The sequence below is a fragment of the Stenotrophomonas sp. YJH_SMC_25 genome (genome assembly GCF_059369595.1).
Map to the genome: position 1 here is coordinate 154,022 of NZ_JCAFSV010000002.1, position 18,436 is coordinate 172,457.

Annotated in this window: 13 protein-coding genes; 9 read left to right on the forward strand and 4 right to left on the reverse strand. The window is 67.4% G+C overall.

Annotation, left to right across the window (positions count from 1 at the left end; genetic code table 11):
• Positions 1-82: 82 nt before the first annotated feature.
• Together AC5P7E_RS03705 and AC5P7E_RS03710 are read right to left on the reverse strand one after the other, a co-directional pair.
• Positions 83-400, reverse strand: coding sequence for a DUF4156 domain-containing protein (locus AC5P7E_RS03705; RefSeq protein ID WP_005407628.1), 318 nt, complete (start codon positions 398-400; stop codon positions 83-85).
• 212 nt (positions 401-612) lie between these two features.
• Positions 613-3,462, reverse strand: a complete 2,850-nt coding sequence (locus tag AC5P7E_RS03710) for a M16 family metallopeptidase (RefSeq protein WP_495222823.1) — start codon at positions 3,460-3,462, stop codon at positions 613-615.
• Positions 3,463-3,877: 415 nt separating this feature from the next.
• Here AC5P7E_RS03710 and AC5P7E_RS03715 point away from each other — a divergent pair, with 415 nt between their 5' ends.
• Together AC5P7E_RS03715 and AC5P7E_RS03720 are read left to right on the forward strand one after the other, a co-directional pair.
• The gene (locus AC5P7E_RS03715; protein ID WP_005407626.1) at positions 3,878-4,354 is read left to right on the forward strand and encodes an XAC0231 family protein; all 477 of its coding nucleotides are present in this window, start codon (positions 3,878-3,880) and stop codon (positions 4,352-4,354) included.
• Positions 4,355-4,423: 69 nt separating this feature from the next.
• Positions 4,424-4,903, forward strand: a complete 480-nt coding sequence (locus AC5P7E_RS03720; protein WP_005407625.1) for a tRNA (cytidine(34)-2'-O)-methyltransferase — start codon at positions 4,424-4,426, stop codon at positions 4,901-4,903.
• 407 nt (positions 4,904-5,310) lie between these two features.
• Here AC5P7E_RS03720 and AC5P7E_RS03725 read toward each other — a convergent pair whose 3' ends face one another.
• Entirely contained in the window at positions 5,311-6,474 is a 1,164-nt protein-coding gene (locus AC5P7E_RS03725) for an acyl-CoA dehydrogenase family protein (RefSeq protein ID WP_114618787.1), read from the reverse strand.
• A 315-nt stretch (positions 6,475-6,789) separates the two neighbouring features.
• On the opposite strand from AC5P7E_RS03725, the gene AC5P7E_RS03730 reads away from it, so the two are divergent.
• Both AC5P7E_RS03730 and AC5P7E_RS03735 read left to right on the forward strand, forming a co-directional pair.
• Positions 6,790-8,466, forward strand: coding sequence for an electron transfer flavoprotein-ubiquinone oxidoreductase (locus AC5P7E_RS03730; RefSeq protein WP_099485217.1), 1,677 nt, complete (start codon positions 6,790-6,792; stop codon positions 8,464-8,466).
• A gap of 65 nt (positions 8,467-8,531) precedes the next feature.
• Entirely contained in the window at positions 8,532-8,933 is a 402-nt protein-coding gene (locus AC5P7E_RS03735) for a c-type cytochrome (protein WP_005407622.1), read from the forward strand.
• On the opposite strand, the gene AC5P7E_RS03740 is transcribed toward AC5P7E_RS03735, so the two are convergent.
• Entirely contained in the window at positions 8,927-12,526 is a 3,600-nt protein-coding gene (locus AC5P7E_RS03740; protein ID WP_060380539.1) for an ATP-binding protein, read from the reverse strand. The genes AC5P7E_RS03735 and AC5P7E_RS03740 overlap by 7 nt on opposite strands.
• A gap of 75 nt (positions 12,527-12,601) precedes the next feature.
• On the opposite strand from AC5P7E_RS03740, the gene AC5P7E_RS03745 reads away from it, so the two are divergent.
• The 5 genes from AC5P7E_RS03745 (at position 12,602) to AC5P7E_RS03765 (ending at position 18,396) form a co-directional block, all read left to right on the forward strand.
• Positions 12,602-13,240, forward strand: coding sequence for a response regulator (locus AC5P7E_RS03745; RefSeq protein ID WP_005407620.1), 639 nt, complete (start codon positions 12,602-12,604; stop codon positions 13,238-13,240).
• 378 nt (positions 13,241-13,618) lie between these two features.
• On the forward strand, positions 13,619-14,389 hold the full coding sequence (locus AC5P7E_RS03750; RefSeq protein WP_005407619.1) for a hypothetical protein: 771 nt from the start codon (positions 13,619-13,621) through the stop codon (positions 14,387-14,389).
• A gap of 112 nt (positions 14,390-14,501) precedes the next feature.
• Positions 14,502-16,493: a peptidoglycan-binding protein gene (locus tag AC5P7E_RS03755; protein WP_114618815.1), complete on the forward strand. Its 1,992-nt coding sequence runs from the start codon at positions 14,502-14,504 to the stop codon at positions 16,491-16,493.
• A 245-nt stretch (positions 16,494-16,738) separates the two neighbouring features.
• Positions 16,739-17,146, forward strand: coding sequence for a glycine zipper 2TM domain-containing protein (locus tag AC5P7E_RS03760; protein WP_014645533.1), 408 nt, complete (start codon positions 16,739-16,741; stop codon positions 17,144-17,146).
• Between the two features lie 125 nt (positions 17,147-17,271).
• On the forward strand, positions 17,272-18,396 hold the full coding sequence (locus AC5P7E_RS03765) for a phosphotransferase enzyme family protein (protein ID WP_099485218.1): 1,125 nt from the start codon (positions 17,272-17,274) through the stop codon (positions 18,394-18,396).
• Positions 18,397-18,436 lie beyond the last annotated feature (40 nt).

Here is an 18,436-nt window from a genome sequence, read left to right on the forward strand (position 1 = left end):
GGCAAAAGGGGGCGCTATTCTATAACCCCCGGGGCCTTCACCGCATCTTTACGAATTCAGCCTTGGCCGTATGGTGAAGCGTTCAGCGCGGCGGGCACTGGAATGCGGCGAAGCGCTGGCTGCCATCGGCCGGGGCCGCGGCGGCCTGCACGGCATTGGCGCCGGCGCTCGGGGCCTCGTTGCGGGCCAGGGTTTCCAGCTCTTCCTGCACGCGCAGCGGGTTGCGGTTGTAGAAGCCGACCTTGCTCTTCACGGTCACCACCACCTCGCCCTTGGCAATGCAGCCAGCGGGAACCGGGCCTGCCGGCAGCACGCGGGTCGCCTTGCCGGCCGGTTCGATCGGCACCCAGGTACAGGCGGTGACGGTGAGCAGCAGGGAGGAAAGCAGCAGAACGCGCATGGGCAGATCCTGGAAGGGTATGGAGGGATTCTGCCTGAACCGCCTGAATCGGGGGTAGCCGGTGGGGGAACGGATCCCCCGCAGGGGGTTGTGACCCCGCCTTCGGGTCACGGCGTTGCCGGCCAGCGGCCGGCACTACCAGAGCAAGGTTGCCGGCCAGCGGCCGGCACTACCTGGGGAGGCCTGCCCGCGGGGGCGGGCAGGCGCATCCCTCATTTCTTGACCGGGTTGCCTTCGGCGTCGATCACCGTCACCTCGCCCAGGTTCAGCGCACGCACGGCCGCTTCGGTCTGCTTGAGATCACCCACCACCACCCAGGTCAGCGCCTGTGGCTTGATCTCGGCGGCGGCCTGCTGCACCTGCGCCGGGGTCATCGCCTCGATCTCGGCCTTGCGACGCAGCACGTAGTCGTCCGGACGCTTGAACTGCACGATCGAACCGATGGTCGAGGCGACCGCGCTGGCGGTCTCGTAGGCACCGGGCAGGCTGAGGGTCTGGATGTTGCGGATGCGGTTGACCTCGGCGGCGGTGGCCGGCTTGCTGCCATCGGCGAACGCGGCGATTTCCTTGCGCATTTCCGCCATCGCCGGGCCGGTCTTGTCGATCTGCACCGGCGCGCTGGCCATCCACGGGCGCTGGCCCACCGAGTTGATCGCGCTGCTGCGCGCACCGTATGACCAGTGCTTGTCCTCACGCAGGTTCATGTTCAGGCGCGAGGTGAAGTCGCCGCCGATCACGCCGTTGGCAATATCGAAGCGGGTCGAGCTGGTGGCGCTGGACGGCGCCACCACCTGCCCTGCGAACAGGTTGGCCTGCACCGCACCCGGCTGGTCGATCAGGAACACGCGCGGGCCCTTCGGCAATGCCACATCGGTGGCGGCCTTCACCTGCGGGGCGTCGCCCGCAGCCTTCCAGTCGCCCAGCTGCTTGTCCAGCAGCGGCACGATCTCGGCCAGGGTGGTGTCACCGACCACGATCAGGGTGCCGTTCTGCGGCCGCAGCCAGTCGTGGTGGAAGTCGACCAGGTCTTCGCGGGTCAGGCCGTTGATCGCTGCTTCGTCACCGCTGCCGGTGAACGGAATGGCATACGGGTGGCCCTTGCCGTACAGCAGCGGCGGCAGCACGCGCATCGCCACCGCACCCGGGTTGACCTTCTCCTGCTGGATGCCGGCAATCCAGCTCGCCTTGACCCGGTCGATCTCGCCCTGCTCGAAGCGCGGTTCGCGCAGCAGGTCCCGATACAGCGCCAGCGACGGTGCCAGGTTTTCCTTCAGCGCCGACAGGTCCACGCTCATGGAGTCCAGGCCGGCCGAGGCATCCAAGCTGGCGCCCAGTGCGTCTGCGGCATCGGCGAAGGCCAGCGAGCCGAGCTTGCCGGCGCCTTCGGTCATCAGGCTCATGGTGAAGTTGGCGGTGCCCGGCTTGCGGCCCTGGTCGGCGCTGAAGCCACCCGGGAACTGGTAGCTGAACTGCACCACCGGAATCTCGTGGCGCTCGGCCAGGATCACCTGGGTGCCGTTCTTCAGCGTGGCGCGCTGCAGCGCCGGGAACTTCAGCTGCGGGAACTCGCGGGTCTGCGGTACGCCGGCCTTGCGGTCCACCTGCTCGGGCAGCGTGCTGTACTTGGGGTCCACCGCCGGCACGTTGAACGGCTTCGGCGCCTGGCTCGGGTCTTCCTTCAGCGCCACGCGCTCACCCGGTGCAATCACCAGGGTGTGGCTGCCCTTGTCCAGCCACTGCGCGCCCAGACGGCTCAGATCAGCAGCACTGGCCTTCTCGATGTTGGCCAGCGAGGTGCGGAAGCAGCCCGGGTCGCCGGTGAACACCGCGCACTCGGCCAGTGCGCCGGCCTTGCCGCCGAAGCCGCCGATGCGTTCGATGCCGCGGATGAAACCGGCGCGGGCACCGGTCTTGGCGCGTTCCAGCTCGGCCGCGGTCGGGCCCTGCTTGATCAGCCGGTCCAGTTCCTCGTCGATGATCTTCTCGACCTTGGCAGGGTCCTGGCCCTGCTTGACCGTCGCCATGATCACGAAGTTCGAACCCAGCTGCGACGTCGACAGGCCTGCCGCGATGCTGTCCACCAGCTTGTCCTGGTGCTGCAGGCGCTGGCTCAGCCGCGAGGACTTGGCGCCGCCCAGTACCTGCGCGAACAGCTGCAGCTGATCGACCTCGGTGGTACCGACCTGCGGCACGTTCCAGGCGCGGTAGATACGCGCCTGCGGCACCTTGTCGGTCATCGTCTCGCGCGTATCGGTGCTGCGCTTGGCCACGTTCACCGCCGGCTGCGCCATGGTCGGGCCGGCCGGGATGCTGCCGAAGTACTTGCCAACCTTTTCCTTGGCGGTGGCCAGGTCGATGTCGCCAGCCAGCACCAGCACGGCGTTGTTCGGGCCGTACCAGGTGCGGAACCAGGTCTTCACGTCATCCAGCGACGCCGCGTTCAGATCGTTCATCGAACCGATCACGCCGTGGTGGTACGGGTGGCCAACTGGATACAGCGCCTTGTTGAGCTGGTCCCAGGCCTGGCCGTAGGGCTGGTTCTCGCCCTGGCGCTTCTCGTTCTGCACCACGCCACGCTGCTCGTCCAGCGCCGCCTGGTCGATCGCACCGACCAGATGGCCCATGCGATCCGATTCCATCCACAGCGCCATGTCCAGCGCAGTGGTGGGCACGTTCTCGAAGTAGTTGGTGCGATCGGTATTGGTGGTGCCGTTCTGGTTGGTGGCGCCGACCTGCTTGAACGGCTCGAAGAATTCGCCGTCGTGGTTTTCGCTGCCCTGGAACATCAGGTGTTCGAACAGGTGCGCGAAGCCGGTGCGGCCGGCCGGTTCGTCCTTGCTGCCGACGTGATACCAGACGTTGACCGCGACGATCGGCGCCTTGCGATCGGTGTGCACGATCACGCGCAGGCCGTTGGGCAGGGTGAACTGCTCATACGGGATATCGACCTTGGCCGGTGCGGCCGGCTTTGCCGCCAACGCATGGGAAGGCACAAGCGTGCCCAGGGCGGTGCTGAGGGCAACGGCCAGCAGCGCAGTGCGCGGGCGAAGGGCGAGAGACATATCCGGATCCTTGGTCACATAGGTGAACCCCGATCCTAGCGTGCGCGCGCAACGGCAGGAATCGGTCGCCAGTCACTGGGGGTGTTTGCCCCTGTGCGCCATCCGCAGCGCCGATCTGCCCTGTCCGAGCCGTCACAAGCACCCGCCAGCAACGTCCGGACAGTGTCCGCAGCACATCGAATGGACAGGTGTCCGCCCGCCGGACACTTTTCGATGACCATAAAACCCTTGCAAATCAATAATTAAAAGTTGGCACGGGGATTGCTTGGTACTTCCTGCACCAGGAAGGGCTTCAGACAAAAGCTGACTGAAGACTGAACAAACGCAGGAAATCGAAAATTTTCCTTGCAAGCCCAGAATTGGTGTACTACCTTACTACCACACCACTGATCACCAACACTAAACAGGCCCCGTCATGAACGCCAAGACCATTGCCATCGCCATCGCCCTGATCGCCGGCACCGCGGTTGTTTCGTCGGTGCAGGCCTCCGAATCCATCAAGACCCTGTCCACCGTGCAGGTTCGCCCGGCCGCCGACCAGCTGGCCCAGCAGGCCTGGGAACAGGCCAGCGGCATCCCGACCCTGGCCACCGTGGAAGTGCGCCCAAGTGCCGACCAGCTGGCCGAGCGCAGCGGCTACGTCGCCGCCCCGGTCGCCGCCGCGATGCCGATCACCACCCTGGCCTCGGTGGAAGTGCGCCCGAGCCTGGAACAGCGCGTCGCCCTGGCCGCCGAACTGGAAGCCCAGCGCTACGCCGCGACCCTGGCTGCCGCCGCCACCAGCGTCGCCAACCAGGTGATCGTCAACCTGCCGGCCCTGCAGGTGCGTCCGAGCGCCGCCGACCTGCAGGCCCTGGCCACCGAAACCGCCCAGGTCCTGCTGCGCCCGTAAGCGGTGCCGCCCTGCCTCGCGCAGGGCGTGCGCCGTAAAGGCGGCGGTCGTCGCAGGTACACTGCGCCGATGAATGCCGCGCCCCAGTTCCACGTGATCCTGTTCCAACCGGAAATCCCGCCCAACACGGGCAATGTGATCCGGCTCTGCGCCAACACCGGCGCGCAGCTGCACCTGGTCGAGCCGCTCGGCTTCGCACTGGAAGACAAGCAGCTCAAGCGCGCCGGCCTGGACTACCACGAGTATTCGCGCCTGCAGGTGCACCCCGACCTGGACACCGCGCTGGCGCGGATCGCACCGAAGCGGTTGTTCGCCCTCAGTACGCGTGCCAGCGTCCGCTATGACAGCGTGGCGTTCGAAGACGGTGATGCCTTCCTGTTCGGCCCGGAAAGCCGCGGCCTGCCGCAGGACGTGCTCGATGCCTTGCCCGATGGCCGCCGCCTGCGCCTGCCGATGCGGCCGGACAACCGCAGCCTCAATCTTTCCAACACCGTTGCCGTGGTGATGTACGAAGCGTGGCGGCAGCATGGGTTTGCCGGCGGCGCGTAACGCCACGCGTCTCTCTTCTGCCTGGTCGTTGCTGTGGCGGGCGCATGCGCTCATGGGCGTTACTTTTCTTTCCGCGCGGAAAGAAAAGTAACCAAAAGAAACGCGCCGCCATCCGCGAGCCGGTGCTGCGCACCGGTGCCCTGCGCTCCTCGGCCCGCCGGGGGACGGCGCGGAACTCGCTGCGCTCAGACACCCGCGCCTCTTCGCCCCCGCCGGACCTGCGGTGCTCGGCTCGCTTCAAGGCGGACCCAACAGCCGCGCGGTACAGGCTGTCCTTGAACCCATCTCGGTACGGTGCGCGGTTCGGTACACCGATCGCTCGCCTGCGAATACGCTACTGGGCAATGCCGGCCAGCGGCCGGCACTACCAACTCAATGCCGGCCAGCGGCCGGCACTACCGGTGCACTCAGAACGCGTTGATGCCGGTCAGTTCGCGGCCGATCACCAGCTGGTGCACGGTCTCGGTGCCTTCATAGGTGATCACCGATTCGAGGTTCAGCGCGTGGCGGATCGCCACGTGTTCGGTGGTGATGCCGGCGCCACCCAGCAGGTCACGGCATTCGCGGGCGATGTCGATCGCCATGCGGCAGTTGTTCCACTTGGCCAGGCTGACCTGCTGCGGCTGCAGCTGGCCGGCTTCCTTCAGGCGGCCCACCTGCAGGGCCAGCAGCTGCGCGGTGGTGATGCGGCGGGCCATCTCGGCCAGCTTGATCTGCGCGCTCTGCGTGGCCGCCAGCGGGCGACCGAACAGCACGCGCTCCTTGGCATAACCCAGTGCTTCATCCAGGCAGGCAATCGCCGCACCGATCGGGCCCCAGCTGATGCCATAGCGGGCCTGGGTCAGGCAGCCCAGCGGCCCCTTCAGGCCCTTCACGTTCGGCAGCCGGTGGCTGTCAGGCACGCGCACGTCATCGAAGAACAGCGCCCCGGTCAGCGATGCGCGCAGGCTCATCTTGTGCTTGATCTCCTGCGTGGTGAAGCCGGCCATGCCCTTTTCCAGCACGAAACCCTGGATGCCGTCCTCGGTCTGCGCCCAGACGATGGCCAGGTCGGCCACCGGGCCGCTGGTGATCCACATCTTGCTGCCGCTGATGCGCCAGTCGCTGCCGTCACGCACCGCGCGGGTCTTCATGCTGGCCGGATCGGAACCCCCATGCGCCTCGGTCAGGCCGAAGCAGCCGATCAGTTCGCCGCGCGCCATCGCCGGCAGCCACTGCTGGCGCTGTTCCTCGCTGCCATAGGCGTAGATCGGGTACATGCACAGCGAGCTCTGCACCGAGACGAAGCTGCGCAGGCCCGAATCGCCGCGCTCCAGCTCCTGGCAGATCAGGCCGTAGCTGACCGCGCCGAGGCCACCACCGCCGTACTCGGTCGGCAGGGTCGCACCGAGCAGGCCCAGTGACGCGATCTCCGGCACCAGTTCATCGGGGAAGCGGGCCTGGTCGAAGGCATCGCCGATGATCGGCAGCACGCGCTCGTTGGTGAAACGGGCGACGCTCTCCTGCACCGCGCGCTCTTCCTCGTTGAGCAGGGAACGGACATCGAACAGATCGTACGGATGCAAAGCCATGGCACTCACGCGCAGTCAGGACCGGGCCATTGTCGGTCATCCGCAAGCATCGCGTCTGGTAGGTGTGGACCTTGGTCCACACGGATGCAGGTCCGGGCGGTGAAACAATGTGCCAACCAAGGTTGGCACCTACCCGGCCACGAGCATTACGCTGCACCGCAGCAATCATGACGTGAACATCGGCGATCTAGCTCGATCACGCGCGTCCCGGTACCCTGACACATTCAAACAACCGTTTCGCCCGTGGCCGCACGCGCGATTCCCAGGCACCGCCGGTGGCCCCGATGCCGGCCCTACCCACGAGTCATGCAATCGATGAGCGCTGAAGCCAACGCCCTGCCCCCGCGTGAAGTAATGGAATTCGACGTGGTGATCGTCGGCGCCGGCCCCGCCGGCCTGGCCACCGCGATCCGCCTGCGCCAGCGCGCGATCGAAGCCGGCCGCGAATTGTCGGTGTGCGTGCTGGAGAAGGGGTCCGAACCAGGCGCGCACGTGCTGTCCGGCGCGGTGATGGATCCGCGCGCGCTGACCGAACTGTTCCCGGACTGGGCCGAGCGTGGCGCACCACTGAAGCAGAAGGTCACCCGCGACGAATTCCTGTTCCTCAGCGAAACCGGCGCACGCAGCACGCCCAACGCGCTGCTGCCGGAGTGCTTCCACAACGAAGGCAACTACATCATCAGCCTGGGCGAAGTGACCCGCTGGCTGGCGCAGCAGGCCGAGGCGCTGGAAGTAGCGATCTTCCCGGGCTTTGCCGCCGCCGAAGTGCTGTATGGCGACAACGGTGAAGTGATCGGCGTGGCGACCGGCGACATGGGCATCGAGAAGGACGGCAGCATCGGCCCGGCCTTCGAGCGCGGCATGGCGCTGCACGCCAGGTACACGATCTTCGCCGAAGGCGCACGCGGCCACCTGGGCCGCCAGCTGATCGCCCGCTACAAACTCGACGAAGGCAAGGATCCGCAGGCCTACGGCATCGGCGTCAAGGAGCTGTGGCAGATCGACCCGGCCAAGCATGAGCCGGGCCTGGTGGTGCATGCCGCCGGCTGGCCGCTGGACAGCGACACCTACGGCGGCGCGTTCCTGTACCACGCCGACGGCGGCAAGGTCGCCATCGGCTACGTGGTCGGCCTGGACTACAGGAACCCGTGGCTGAGCCCGTTTGAAGAGTTCCAGCGCTTCAAGACCCACCCGTCCATCCGCAAGCACCTGGAAGGCGGCACCCGCATCGGCTACGGCGCGCGCGCGATCACTGCCGGCGGTCTGCTGTCGCTGCCGAAGACCGTGTTCCCCGGTGGCGCGCTGGTCGGCTGCGAGGCCGGCTACCTCAACGCCAGCCGCATCAAGGGCAGCCACGCCGCGATCAAGACCGGCATGCTGTGTGCCGACGCCGCGTTCGATGCACTGGCCGCCGACCGCCAGCACGATGAACTGAGTGCCTACCCGACGGCGTTCGAAGCCAGCTGGCTGTTCACCGAACTGCAGCAGGCCAAGAACTTCAAGCAGTGGTTCAAGAAGGGCCAGACCGTGGCCACGCTGATGACCGGCGTGGAGCAGTGGCTGCTTCCCAAGCTGGGCGTGCGCAACCCGCCGTGGACCCTGCACCGCACCCAGCCCGACCACGCCTGCCTGGAACCGGCCGCCAAGCACACCCGCATCGCCTACCCGAAGCCGGATGGCGTGCTGACCTTCGACCGGCTCAGCTCGGTGTTCCTGAGCAGCACCAACCACGACGAGAACCAGCCCAGCCACCTGACGCTGAAGGACCCGAGCATTCCGGTGAAGGTGAACCTGGCCGAGTACGCAGGCCCGGAAGCGCGCTACTGCCCGGCCGGCGTGTACGAGTTCGTCGGCGAAGCCGACAGCGCGCGCCTGCAGATCAACGCGCAGAACTGCGTGCACTGCAAGACCTGCGACATCAAGGACCCCACCCAGAACATCGTGTGGGTGACCCCGCAGGGCGGCGGCGGCCCGAACTACTCGGGCATGTGAACGCCACGGGCTGCGACCGAGCGTCGCAGCCCGTCGCTTGCCACGCACCGCTATCCTGCCCGCCCATGCGTGCATCATTCCTGCTCATCGCTGTTGCCGTGGCCCTGGCCGCCACGGCCTGCCAGCGCCCGCCTGCAGCGCCCGCCACGCCGGAACAGGCGCAGCAGCAGGCCATGCAACGCGCGTTCGAGTTGTGTGCCGGCTGCCACACCGTGCAGCCTGGCGGCATCCACCGCTTCGGCCCGAACCTGCACGGCGTGATCGGCCGGCGCGCCGGCAGCCTGCCCGACTACGGCTATTCCGACGGCATGCGCCGCGCCGACATCACCTGGTCCGCGCAGACCCTGGATGCGTTCCTGCAGTCGCCCACCCATGTTGTACCGGGCACACGCATGTACAACGCCTTCCCCAGCGCCGAACGCCGTGCGCTGGTGATCGCCTACCTGCAGCAGCAGTCGGCTCAGTGAGCCAGGCGCTGCAACTGCTGTTGCAGCCGCGCCACGAATGCCGCCACCGCGGTGAACAACGGCACCGGATCGGTCTCGGCCGCATCCTGCAGGCGCTCGACCAGGGCATTGGCCTGCGCGGCCAGCACCGTCGCTCCCACCGCGCCCAAGCCACCGGCCTGGCGATGCAGGTGCAGCGCGGCAGCCTCACGGTCGCCGGCCTCCAGCGCGCGCTGCACAGCGGCCAGGTCACCTGCACTGGCCTGCAGCAGGCTGTCGCGCAACTGCTCGGCCACCGCACGTGAGCCGAAGCGCCGCTGTAGGCTGTCCAGATCGGGCAGCGTCCTGTCATCGACGGCAGCGGACTCGGCCAGCGGCTCCTCGAACCGTTGCCCCTGCGCCTGCGGCAACCAGCGCAGCAGTGCCGCGCGCAGTGTCGCCAATGACAATGGCTTGGCCAGCACCTCATCCATCCCGGCTTCACGGCAACGACGTGCATCGTCGTCCAGCACGCTGGCGGTCAGCGCCAGTACGGTCAGCCGCGGCTGGCCGTTGCGGCCTTCGCGTTCGCGCAGCAGGCGGGTGAAGGCGAAACCATCCAGTACCGGCATCCGGCAATCGGTAATGACCAGATCAAAGTGCTCCGATGCCAGGCGATCCAGCCCCTGCTGGCCATCGCCGACCAGCACATGCGGTACACCCAGTTGCTGCAGCCGCCAGGCCATCATCGCCTGGTTGGTCGGATGATCTTCGATCACCAGCACGCGTGCCTGGCGCAGCGCCGGCGGCAGCAGCGCCGCCTGTTCCTGCTCGGCGACCAGCGCTTCAACATCACTGCTGCCGGCTTCCACCAGCGACAGCCGCACCTCGGCGCGGGTGCCCTCGCCCAGCGTGCTGTGCAGTTCCAGCTCGCCGTCCATCATCTGCACCAGGCGCTGGCAGATGCTCAGGCCCAGGCCGGTTCCACCGTGGTCGCGCTGGATGTACGCACCGGCCTGGGTAAACGGCGCAAACAGGTGCTGCAGCTGTTCCGGTGCGATGCCGATGCCGGTATCGGTGACGCTCAGGCACAGCGGCTGGCTGCCGTCTTCGGCGGTCGGCCCCAGCACTTCCAGCTGCAGCCGCACTTCGCCGCGCACGGTGAACTTGATGGCGTTGCTGAGCAGGTTGAACACGATCTGGCGCAGGCGCACGCCATCCACTTCGTGCGCGGCTGCCAGCTGCGGATCAATCTGCACGTGCAGGTCCAGCCCACGTGCACTGGCCTGCGCCGACAACAACCGGCACACGCTTTCCAGCAACGGCCGCAGCGGCTGCGGTACCGGCTCCAGCCGCAATGCGTTGGCCTCCAGCCGCGAGTAGTCAAGGATGTCGTCAAGGATCTGCCGGAGCATCTGCGCCGAATCCTCGATCACGCCAAGGATGCGTTTCTGTTCTGCATCCAGCGGTGAGTGCGCCAGCACTTCCAGCATCCCCAGCACGCCACTCATCGGCGTGCGGATCTCATGGCTCATGGTGGCCAGGAAGCGGGATTTCGCCTCGGCCGCCTGCTCGGCCTCGGCCTTGGCTGCGGTCAGGGCATCCGCTTGTGCACGAGCCTCGCTGGCATCCACCCAGTAGCCACTCCAGGTCACCACACCGGCTTCGGCGGCATAGGGTTGCGCCTGGGTGCGCACCCAACGCGGGCCTGCTCCATTGCCCCGCAGGCGGAATTCCAGCATGAGCGGTGCGAACTGGTGCGCGGCCTGTTCGACCGCCTGCAGGATGCGCGCGCGATCGTCCTCTTCGACGCGTTCCAGCAACATTGTGGCGTCCTGCTCAGCCTGCTGCCGGGTGATCCCGAACAGCGCCTGGAGGTCACCGGCAATGAACGGGAAGCGGAGCGTGCCATCAACCTCGCGACGGGCCTGGTAGACCACGGCAGGCAGGTTGTCGGTCACTTCGGCCAGGCGCTGCTCCAGCTGGCGGCGCCCGGCCACCTCGCGGCGCAGGCGCCAGTAGCCGATGCCATGCACCAGCAGCGCGGTCAGCAGCACCAGCAGCAGCGGTACACCCCAGCGCAGCGTGCTTCGCCAGTCGATGCCGTTGTGGTACTCCACCGCCAGCCAGTCGCCGCGCAGCGCTTCGCGCTCGCGTGGCGTCATCTGCAGCAGCAAGCGATCGAAGGTCGTGGCGAGCGCCGCATGCCGGCGCTCCACGGCCAGTGCCAGCTGGTCGTTGAAGCCCGCGGGCGCGGCAACCTGCAGGCGCCCCGGGAAACGCGTGCGCAGCAGGTGGTCGACCAGGGCCAGATTGCCCACGTAGGCGTCGGCCTCGCCATCGATCAGGCGTTGCATGGCCTGTTCGGCACTGCGCGCGGCGACGATCCTGGCCTGCGGCGCCTGCTGCAGCACGTAACCGCGTACGCGCTCCGGATCCGACAGCAGTACGCGCTTGTCCTGGAGGTCGGACAGGCCCAGCAGCGCCGGGCTGTCGTGGCGGCTGACGATCACGTTCGGCACGCTGATGAAGGGTTGGCTGTACACCCAGTCCGGGCCCAGATAGTGCGAATCGACCGGAATGCCCATCACCGCCTGCAACTCGCCGCGGCGCGCCTTCTCGCGCACCTCGTACCAGTCATGGCTGTTCTGCGCCTGCAGGTTGGCACCGGCCTGCATCAGCCGCGCCAGGTACTCGCTGGCCAGGCCGCTGGGCCTGCCATCCTCGTCAGCGAACGACAATGGGGCGGCGTTCGGCGCGAAGCCGATCTTCAACGGCTGTTGCAGAACCCGCTTCTCGGCCTGGCTGAGCGCCAGCTGCGCCGATGCCGACCACTGCGGCAGGGGCAGCCAGCGTTGTGCCAGTGCATCGCGCTGGGCCTGGCTGGTCGCGGCCAGCGCCAGGTCCAGCGCTTCGGCCAGCGGTTGCTTGCTGTTGGGAACGCCGAAGTGCATCCGTTCGGGGGGCAGGTCGCTCGGACGCAGCAGGACGACACCCTGCAGGTGCTGGCGTGCGATCAGTTCGGTGGCAACGTAGGCATTGCCTATGTAGACATCAGCTTTGTCGTCTCTGACCATCTGCAGCGCAGCCAATGAGCTGTTTGCGACAAGCTGCACCGCACGCGGGAAACGTGCCCGCACCTGCGGTCCGGTCAGGAAATCCTGCTCGATGACCACCCGCAATCCGTCCAGGTCGGGCATGTTCGAAGCACGCAGATCGCCCGGCCTCCCCACCAGCGCCAACGGCGCCTCGCCATAGGCAGCGGTATAGACCATGCACTGGGTGCGGTCGGCACTGAGACCGACATTCATTACCACGTCGATCTCGCCACGACAGGCCGCATCCAGCACGGATGTCCAGTCGGAATAACGCCTCGCCTCGACCTTCACACCCAGCTGACGGGCGAGAAGCGACAGATAATCCGGCCCCAGGCCAACCTGGTGGCCATCACGGAGGGACTCGAACGGCGGCCAGCCGCTGTCATACTGGCCCACGACGATGCTTGGATGGGCGGCGAGGTACTCGCGCTGCAGGGGACTGAGCGGCAACAGCCCGGGCACTGCCTGTGCCAGCGCCACGGGCAGCACCAGCACGGCCAGCAGCAGGACCAGCCCGCGAACAGCCCAGCTACGCATCGGCGTCGATCTCCTAGAATCCTGACAGGGCCGCGATGGTCGCGGCCCGGCTTGCCCGGTGGCCATACTAGAGCAATGAGCTTGCGCATCATCATCGCAGACGACCACCCTGTGGTCCGTATCGGTACCCGCGCCGTCATCGAATCGAGCGGGGTCGGCCGCGTGGTCGGCGAGGCTGACAGCGCGCAGGCGCTGATGGCCCTGCTCGGCAGCCAACCCTGCGACCTGCTGGTGACCGACTATTCCATGCCGGGCAGCCCACAGGCCGACGGCTTCGCCATGATCGGCATGATCCGCCGCCGCTTCCCCGACCTGCCGGTGCTGATGCTCAGCGTCTCCAACAACCTGGCGATCCTGCGCATGGTGCTCGACAGCGGCGTGCTCGGCCTGGTCGACAAGAGCTCGTCGATGGACGAACTGCCGCAGGCCATCCAGGCGGTCTATCGGGGCCAGCCCTACATCAGCCGGAGCCTGCGTGAGCGGGTCGAGGCTGCGGGCAGCTGGCGCATGCGCGAGGGCGACGGCAAGCCGTTGTCGCCACGCGAGGTGGAAGTGCTGCGGCTGCTCGGCACCGGCATGACGGTGAAGGAGATCTCGCTGCAGCTGCACAAGAGCGTCAGCACCATCAGCCGGCAGAAAGGCGACGCCATGCTCAAACTGGGCCTGAAGGGCGACGCCGAACTGTTCGACTACCTGCGCGACGGCAAGATCTGAGAACCAGATCACACTGTGAGGGGATCTGTCACCGCCCTCTTTGACCGGCCGTCGTTCTGTGCCAAGATGACCCGGCATGGGTTTTCAATGCGAGGTCGAAGGAATCGACCGGCTCATGTCCTCGCTCCCGTCCCAGGTGGATGGGGTGCGGTTTCCTGCCGGCCGTCTGGCCCGGCAACGCTGACCATGGAGAGGCGCATGCATCACCCCCCCGAGCCATGTTGGACCCTGCCGTTGCGGCCCCTGCGCGCATTCGCGGCGTGCCTGCTCGTCTCTCTTTCCGCTGCGGCCTGCAGCGCCGCCGATCCGGCCCCCTCGTCCTCCCAGCCTGGCGCTCCCGTGCAGGCTGCCGATGCGCCCCGACAGGATGTTGCCCCGATGCAGAACACCTCTCCCGACACCGCCGTCACCCCGCCCGACGCGCCGACCGTGATGTATTTCACCTACCAGGTGGACGGTGATGGCGCGACCTCCTACGAGGTCCAGAACGGCAGCGTGGCGACCTTCTGGTTCGGCCACACCTTCACCCTCGATGGCACCACGTATTACACGGGTTTCTCCTGGGATACCCGCGAGCACTACGGCAAGCCGGGCGAGCAGTCGCCGGCCGGTCCGGATGATCGCGCCAACCTCGCCGAGGCCACTTTCGTGCTGGCCGGCGCCGACGCGAAGAAGCCATGGAAGTTCCGCGGCCAGGAATGGACCATCGGCGCGCTGGGCGCGTACGACAAGGCCGACGATGTCGATACCCGGCGCAAGCCGCTTGAACATCGCACCGCCGACGGTCGCCTGCTGCTGGCGGTGCCGACCAGCAGCTTCGACCGCGGCATCAGCAGCACCGGCTATGCACTGCTGCTGTTCAACCCCAAGCGCAGCGAAGACGACGTGGACAGCAAGGTCTGGCGCTATGTCGGCTCGGTGCGTACGGGCGAGGACAACAGCGCCGCCTGCGACGAAGGCAACGTAATGCCCTGCACCGACAGCGATGGCGAACTGGCCTTCGCTGCCGACGGCAACGGCCTGCCGCGACTGACCGTGACCTTCAAGGGCACCACCATCGAAGGCCCCGGCAAGACCCGTGCGCTGGGTGCCGGCGACGCCGTGCACTACACCTTCGACAGCGCGACCCAGCAGTACGTCGCGCCCTGATAGCACCCGCCCACGCGCGGGTTTCCTGTTGACCGACATGTTCTTGACTCACGGATGAGTCCGGTTGGCGATTCGCGGCATGCGCCGCTCCATCAACCCCGAGGAAAACGTCATGGCACAGCATGACTACAGCAGAAAGGAAGTCCTGGACATCGTCGAGCAGGTCGCCCGGCAGAAAGGCCTTCCGGTCGATGACTTCATGCGCTTCGCGCACATCGAGACCGGCGGCACCTTCAACGAGCGCGCCCACAACACCTCGTCCGGCGCCAAGGGCCTGTTCCAGTTCGTGCCCGGCTCCGCGCGCCAGTACCACCTGACCGGCCACGAGTTCGACCCGACCCGCAACACCGAAGCGGCCGCAAAGATGTACCAGGACAACCTGGACTCGATGGCACGCCGCAACGAGCGCACCGGCCACCCGTACCTGTCCGGAGGCAGTACGCCGACCGGCCTGGACCTGTACCTGGCCCACCAGCAGGGCAGCGCCGGCTATGGCTCGGTGCAGACCGCGATTGCCACCGGCACCTTCGGCGTGGTCCGCAACGGCCACGGCGAAGAGATCAACATGCGCCGCAACGTGCTGAACCAGATCGGTTCCGACGCGAAGGCGCTGACCGGCCACACCCTGGCCGAGATGCGCGGCATGAACGATGGCGAACTGGCGCGGGCGTTCTCCAGCTACTACATCCACAAGTACGCGGCGATCAGCATTCCGGAAAAGAACATCGCCCCGCAGACAGTGGCGCCGGGCCAAAGCCAGGCCCCGGCAGCGCCTGCACAGGCCAGCGCAGCCGTGGCGGCGGGTGCAGCCACGCTGGCGGCAACCACAGCGGCGGCTACCGCGCCGAAGCCGGGCATCGAACTGCACGCCGCCTACGAGGCCGGCGTGAAGTACGACCACGTGAAGTACGCCATCAACATTCCGGGTCACGCGCTGTACGTACCGGGCAAGACCGGCAAGAACGTGGAGCAGGGTTACATCGACTGTTCCGGCTGGGTCGGCACGCTGCAGAACCGCACCATGGACGAGATCAACCAGAAGGCCGGGCATGCGGTCTTCAGCAAGGCCGATCGTATCGACCTGGGCAACCTGGGTTCCGGCGGCATCGTGCGCAAGGCATTCGACCAGTCCGGCGTGCTGCTTGACCGCGACGCGATCCTCAAGCCCGGTGCGCTGAAGGAAGGCATGATCATCGGCCTGGATACGGCCAGGACCCGCCACGAGCACTGGAACGGCATCGACCACATCGTGATGGTGGTGCGCGACCCCACCACCGACAAGCTGCTGATCAGCCAGTCCACCGGCAGCAAAGGCGTGCACACCATGCCCGTCGAGGACTACCTCAAGCAGGTGAAGGACCACCCGAACTGGAAGCTGTACGCCTCCGATCCGCTGTCCAAGGCGCGCGACCTGCTGGAAAGCCGCACCCAGTCGCATGAGCAGACCCAGGGTAAGCCTGCCGCCGAGCACAAGGCCGCTGCCACCCCGCACGCCGAACTGTACAAGCAGGGCGCACACAGCGAGGGCGTGCGCACGGTGCAGGAGCAGCTGGGCCACCTGGGCTACGTCGGGGCCGATGGTAAGCCGCTGGTCGAGGATGGCCGCTTCGGCCGCAACACCGACGCGGCGGTGCGCCAGCTGCAGAAGGACAACGGCCTGGTGGCCGACGGCATTGTCGGGGCGAAGACGCTGGAGGCCATCAAGGAAGCCCGCGAGCGCCCGCTGCTGAACGACGAACGGCACCCGCGCAATCCGCTCTTCATCCAGGCCAGCAAGGGTCTGGAACTGTTGCCGGCCGGCACCTTCAAGGATCGCCACGCGCTGGAAAGCGCCGCCGCGGCCCTGACCAAGGAGGCGCACGCCGCCGGCCTGCAGCGCATCGACACGGTGGTGCCCAGCCCGAACGGTGAACGCCTGTTTGCCGTGCAGGGCACGATCGGTGACCCGGCGGCCAGCCGCGTGGCGGTGGAGGCCCGAGCCGCCAGCGAGCAGAGCATCGCGCTCAGCAGCGGTGCCGTGCAGGGCGCGCCGAACGTGCTGCACCAGCAGCAGGACGCGCAGCAGGAACAGGCCCGCCAGACGCAGAAGGCGATGGGCGTCTGAGCCCGCAACGCCTTGGCAGAGAAGGGAGGGCCACGTCCGCGTGGCCTTTTCCCTTTCTGCCAGCTGAGCGGCCGAGGCCGCTTTCAGCCTTGCTTCATGCCGCCTGCCGCTAGATGAATGCGCAAGCCGCACGGTGGACCAGGCAATGTTCCGGCAATGTTGGAACGTCAGCGTGGTCTCCACGGCAGCCGGGGCGCCCGCGCCCTCCCTGCCCAGCGTGGCATGCACCTCACAGGAGAACGAACATGCTCAGTACTTCCACACTCAGCTTCCGTGGTCTGGCGATGGCCCTGGCACTGGTGGCCGGTGTCGCCGTGGTCAGCGATGCCAGCGCGATGTCGAGGAAGGACAAGCGTACCCTGGTCGGTGCCGTGGTCGGTGGCGTGGCCGGCAACCTGCTCTCCAACGGCGATCCTGCGGCCACCGTCGGTGGTGCCGTGGCCGGCGGCGCGATCGGCAACCTGACCACCTCCGACCGCCGCGACCGCCGTTACTACGACAATCGCCGTTACGACGACCGCTACGATCGCCGTTACGACCGTGGCTACTACCGCAGCGGCTACTACGACCGCGGTGATGACCGTCGCTGGCAGCGCGAGCGCTACTACGACAACCGCTACTACCACGACCGCGGTCGCCATCGCGGCTGGTAAGCAGCGCGGCATCTCCCATGCCGATGCACGGACGGGCGGGTCGATGACCCGCCCGTTTGCGTTGGCCGCGTGCATGGCGTTGAATGCGCAGCCTTGGATGTGACTTTCCCCACTGGGGCTTCGGCATGACGTCTTCCTCCCACCGCGTGCAGGGCCTCAACAACGACGAGGTCGCTGCCGACTGGCCACCGATCAGCGCGGCGGACATCGCGTGGCTGCGCCAGCACTACCCGCAGCTGGACGAGCGCAGCCAACCGCACTGGCACAGCCCGCGGCCGCTGTCGGCTGCCGCCATCGTCAACGGCGCGAACGGAGCGGTGTTCGTCAAGCGCCATCACCACAGCGTGCGCAGTGCGGCCTGCCTGGAAGAAGAGCACCACTTCATCGCCCATCTCGCCGCAGCGGGCGTACCGGTGGTGCAGGTGCTGCCAGCGGCCGATGGCCACACGGCGGCCGAACATGGCGAATGGACGTTCGAGCTGCATGCGATCGGCGTCGGCGAGGACCTGTACCGCGACGCCGTGTCGTGGTCGCTGCTGACCGATGTCGCGCAGGCCCGCGAAGGCGGGCGCACACTCGCGCAGCTGCACCGGGCCGCCGCCAGCTACCACGCGCCCCAGCGCAGCACCCATGTGCTGGTCGCGCGCGACGATCTGATCCGTGCCGACGATCCGATCGCGGCCATCAAGGCAGGGCTGCACGAGCGTCCCGGGCTGGCCCGCTACCTCGCGCGCATTCCATGGGAAGCGCAGCTGCAGCGCGACGTGCTGCCGTGGCATGCCGGCCTGGCCGAGCGCCTGCGCGATGAGCCACGGTTGTGGGCGCACAACGACTGGCACGTTTCCAACCTGCTGTGGCGCGATGGGCAGATCAGTACCGTGCTGGATTTCGGCCTGGCCTCGCCCACCAGTGCGCTGTTCGACCTCGCCACGGCGATCGAGCGCAACGCGGTGGCGTGGCTGGAACTGGAGCGCGGCATGGAGGCGGTGCGCATCGATATCGCGCTGGCCCTGCTCGACGGCTACCGCCAGGTGCTGCCGCTGTCGGCGGCACGCGTGCACCTGCTGGCCGACCTGCTGCCGATGGTTCATTTCGACTTCGCACTGTCCGAAGTGGAGTACTTCGAAGGCGTCACCGGCTCGACCGCCAATGCCGACGTCGCGTGGCAGCCCTTCATGCTGGGGCATCCGGCGTGGTTCCACAGCGCGCCGGGACAGGCACTGCTGCAGGCGCTGCACGCGGCGGCGTGACCCGGTTGGCGCACCATTGGGGTCAGATCCCTTTCCTGCG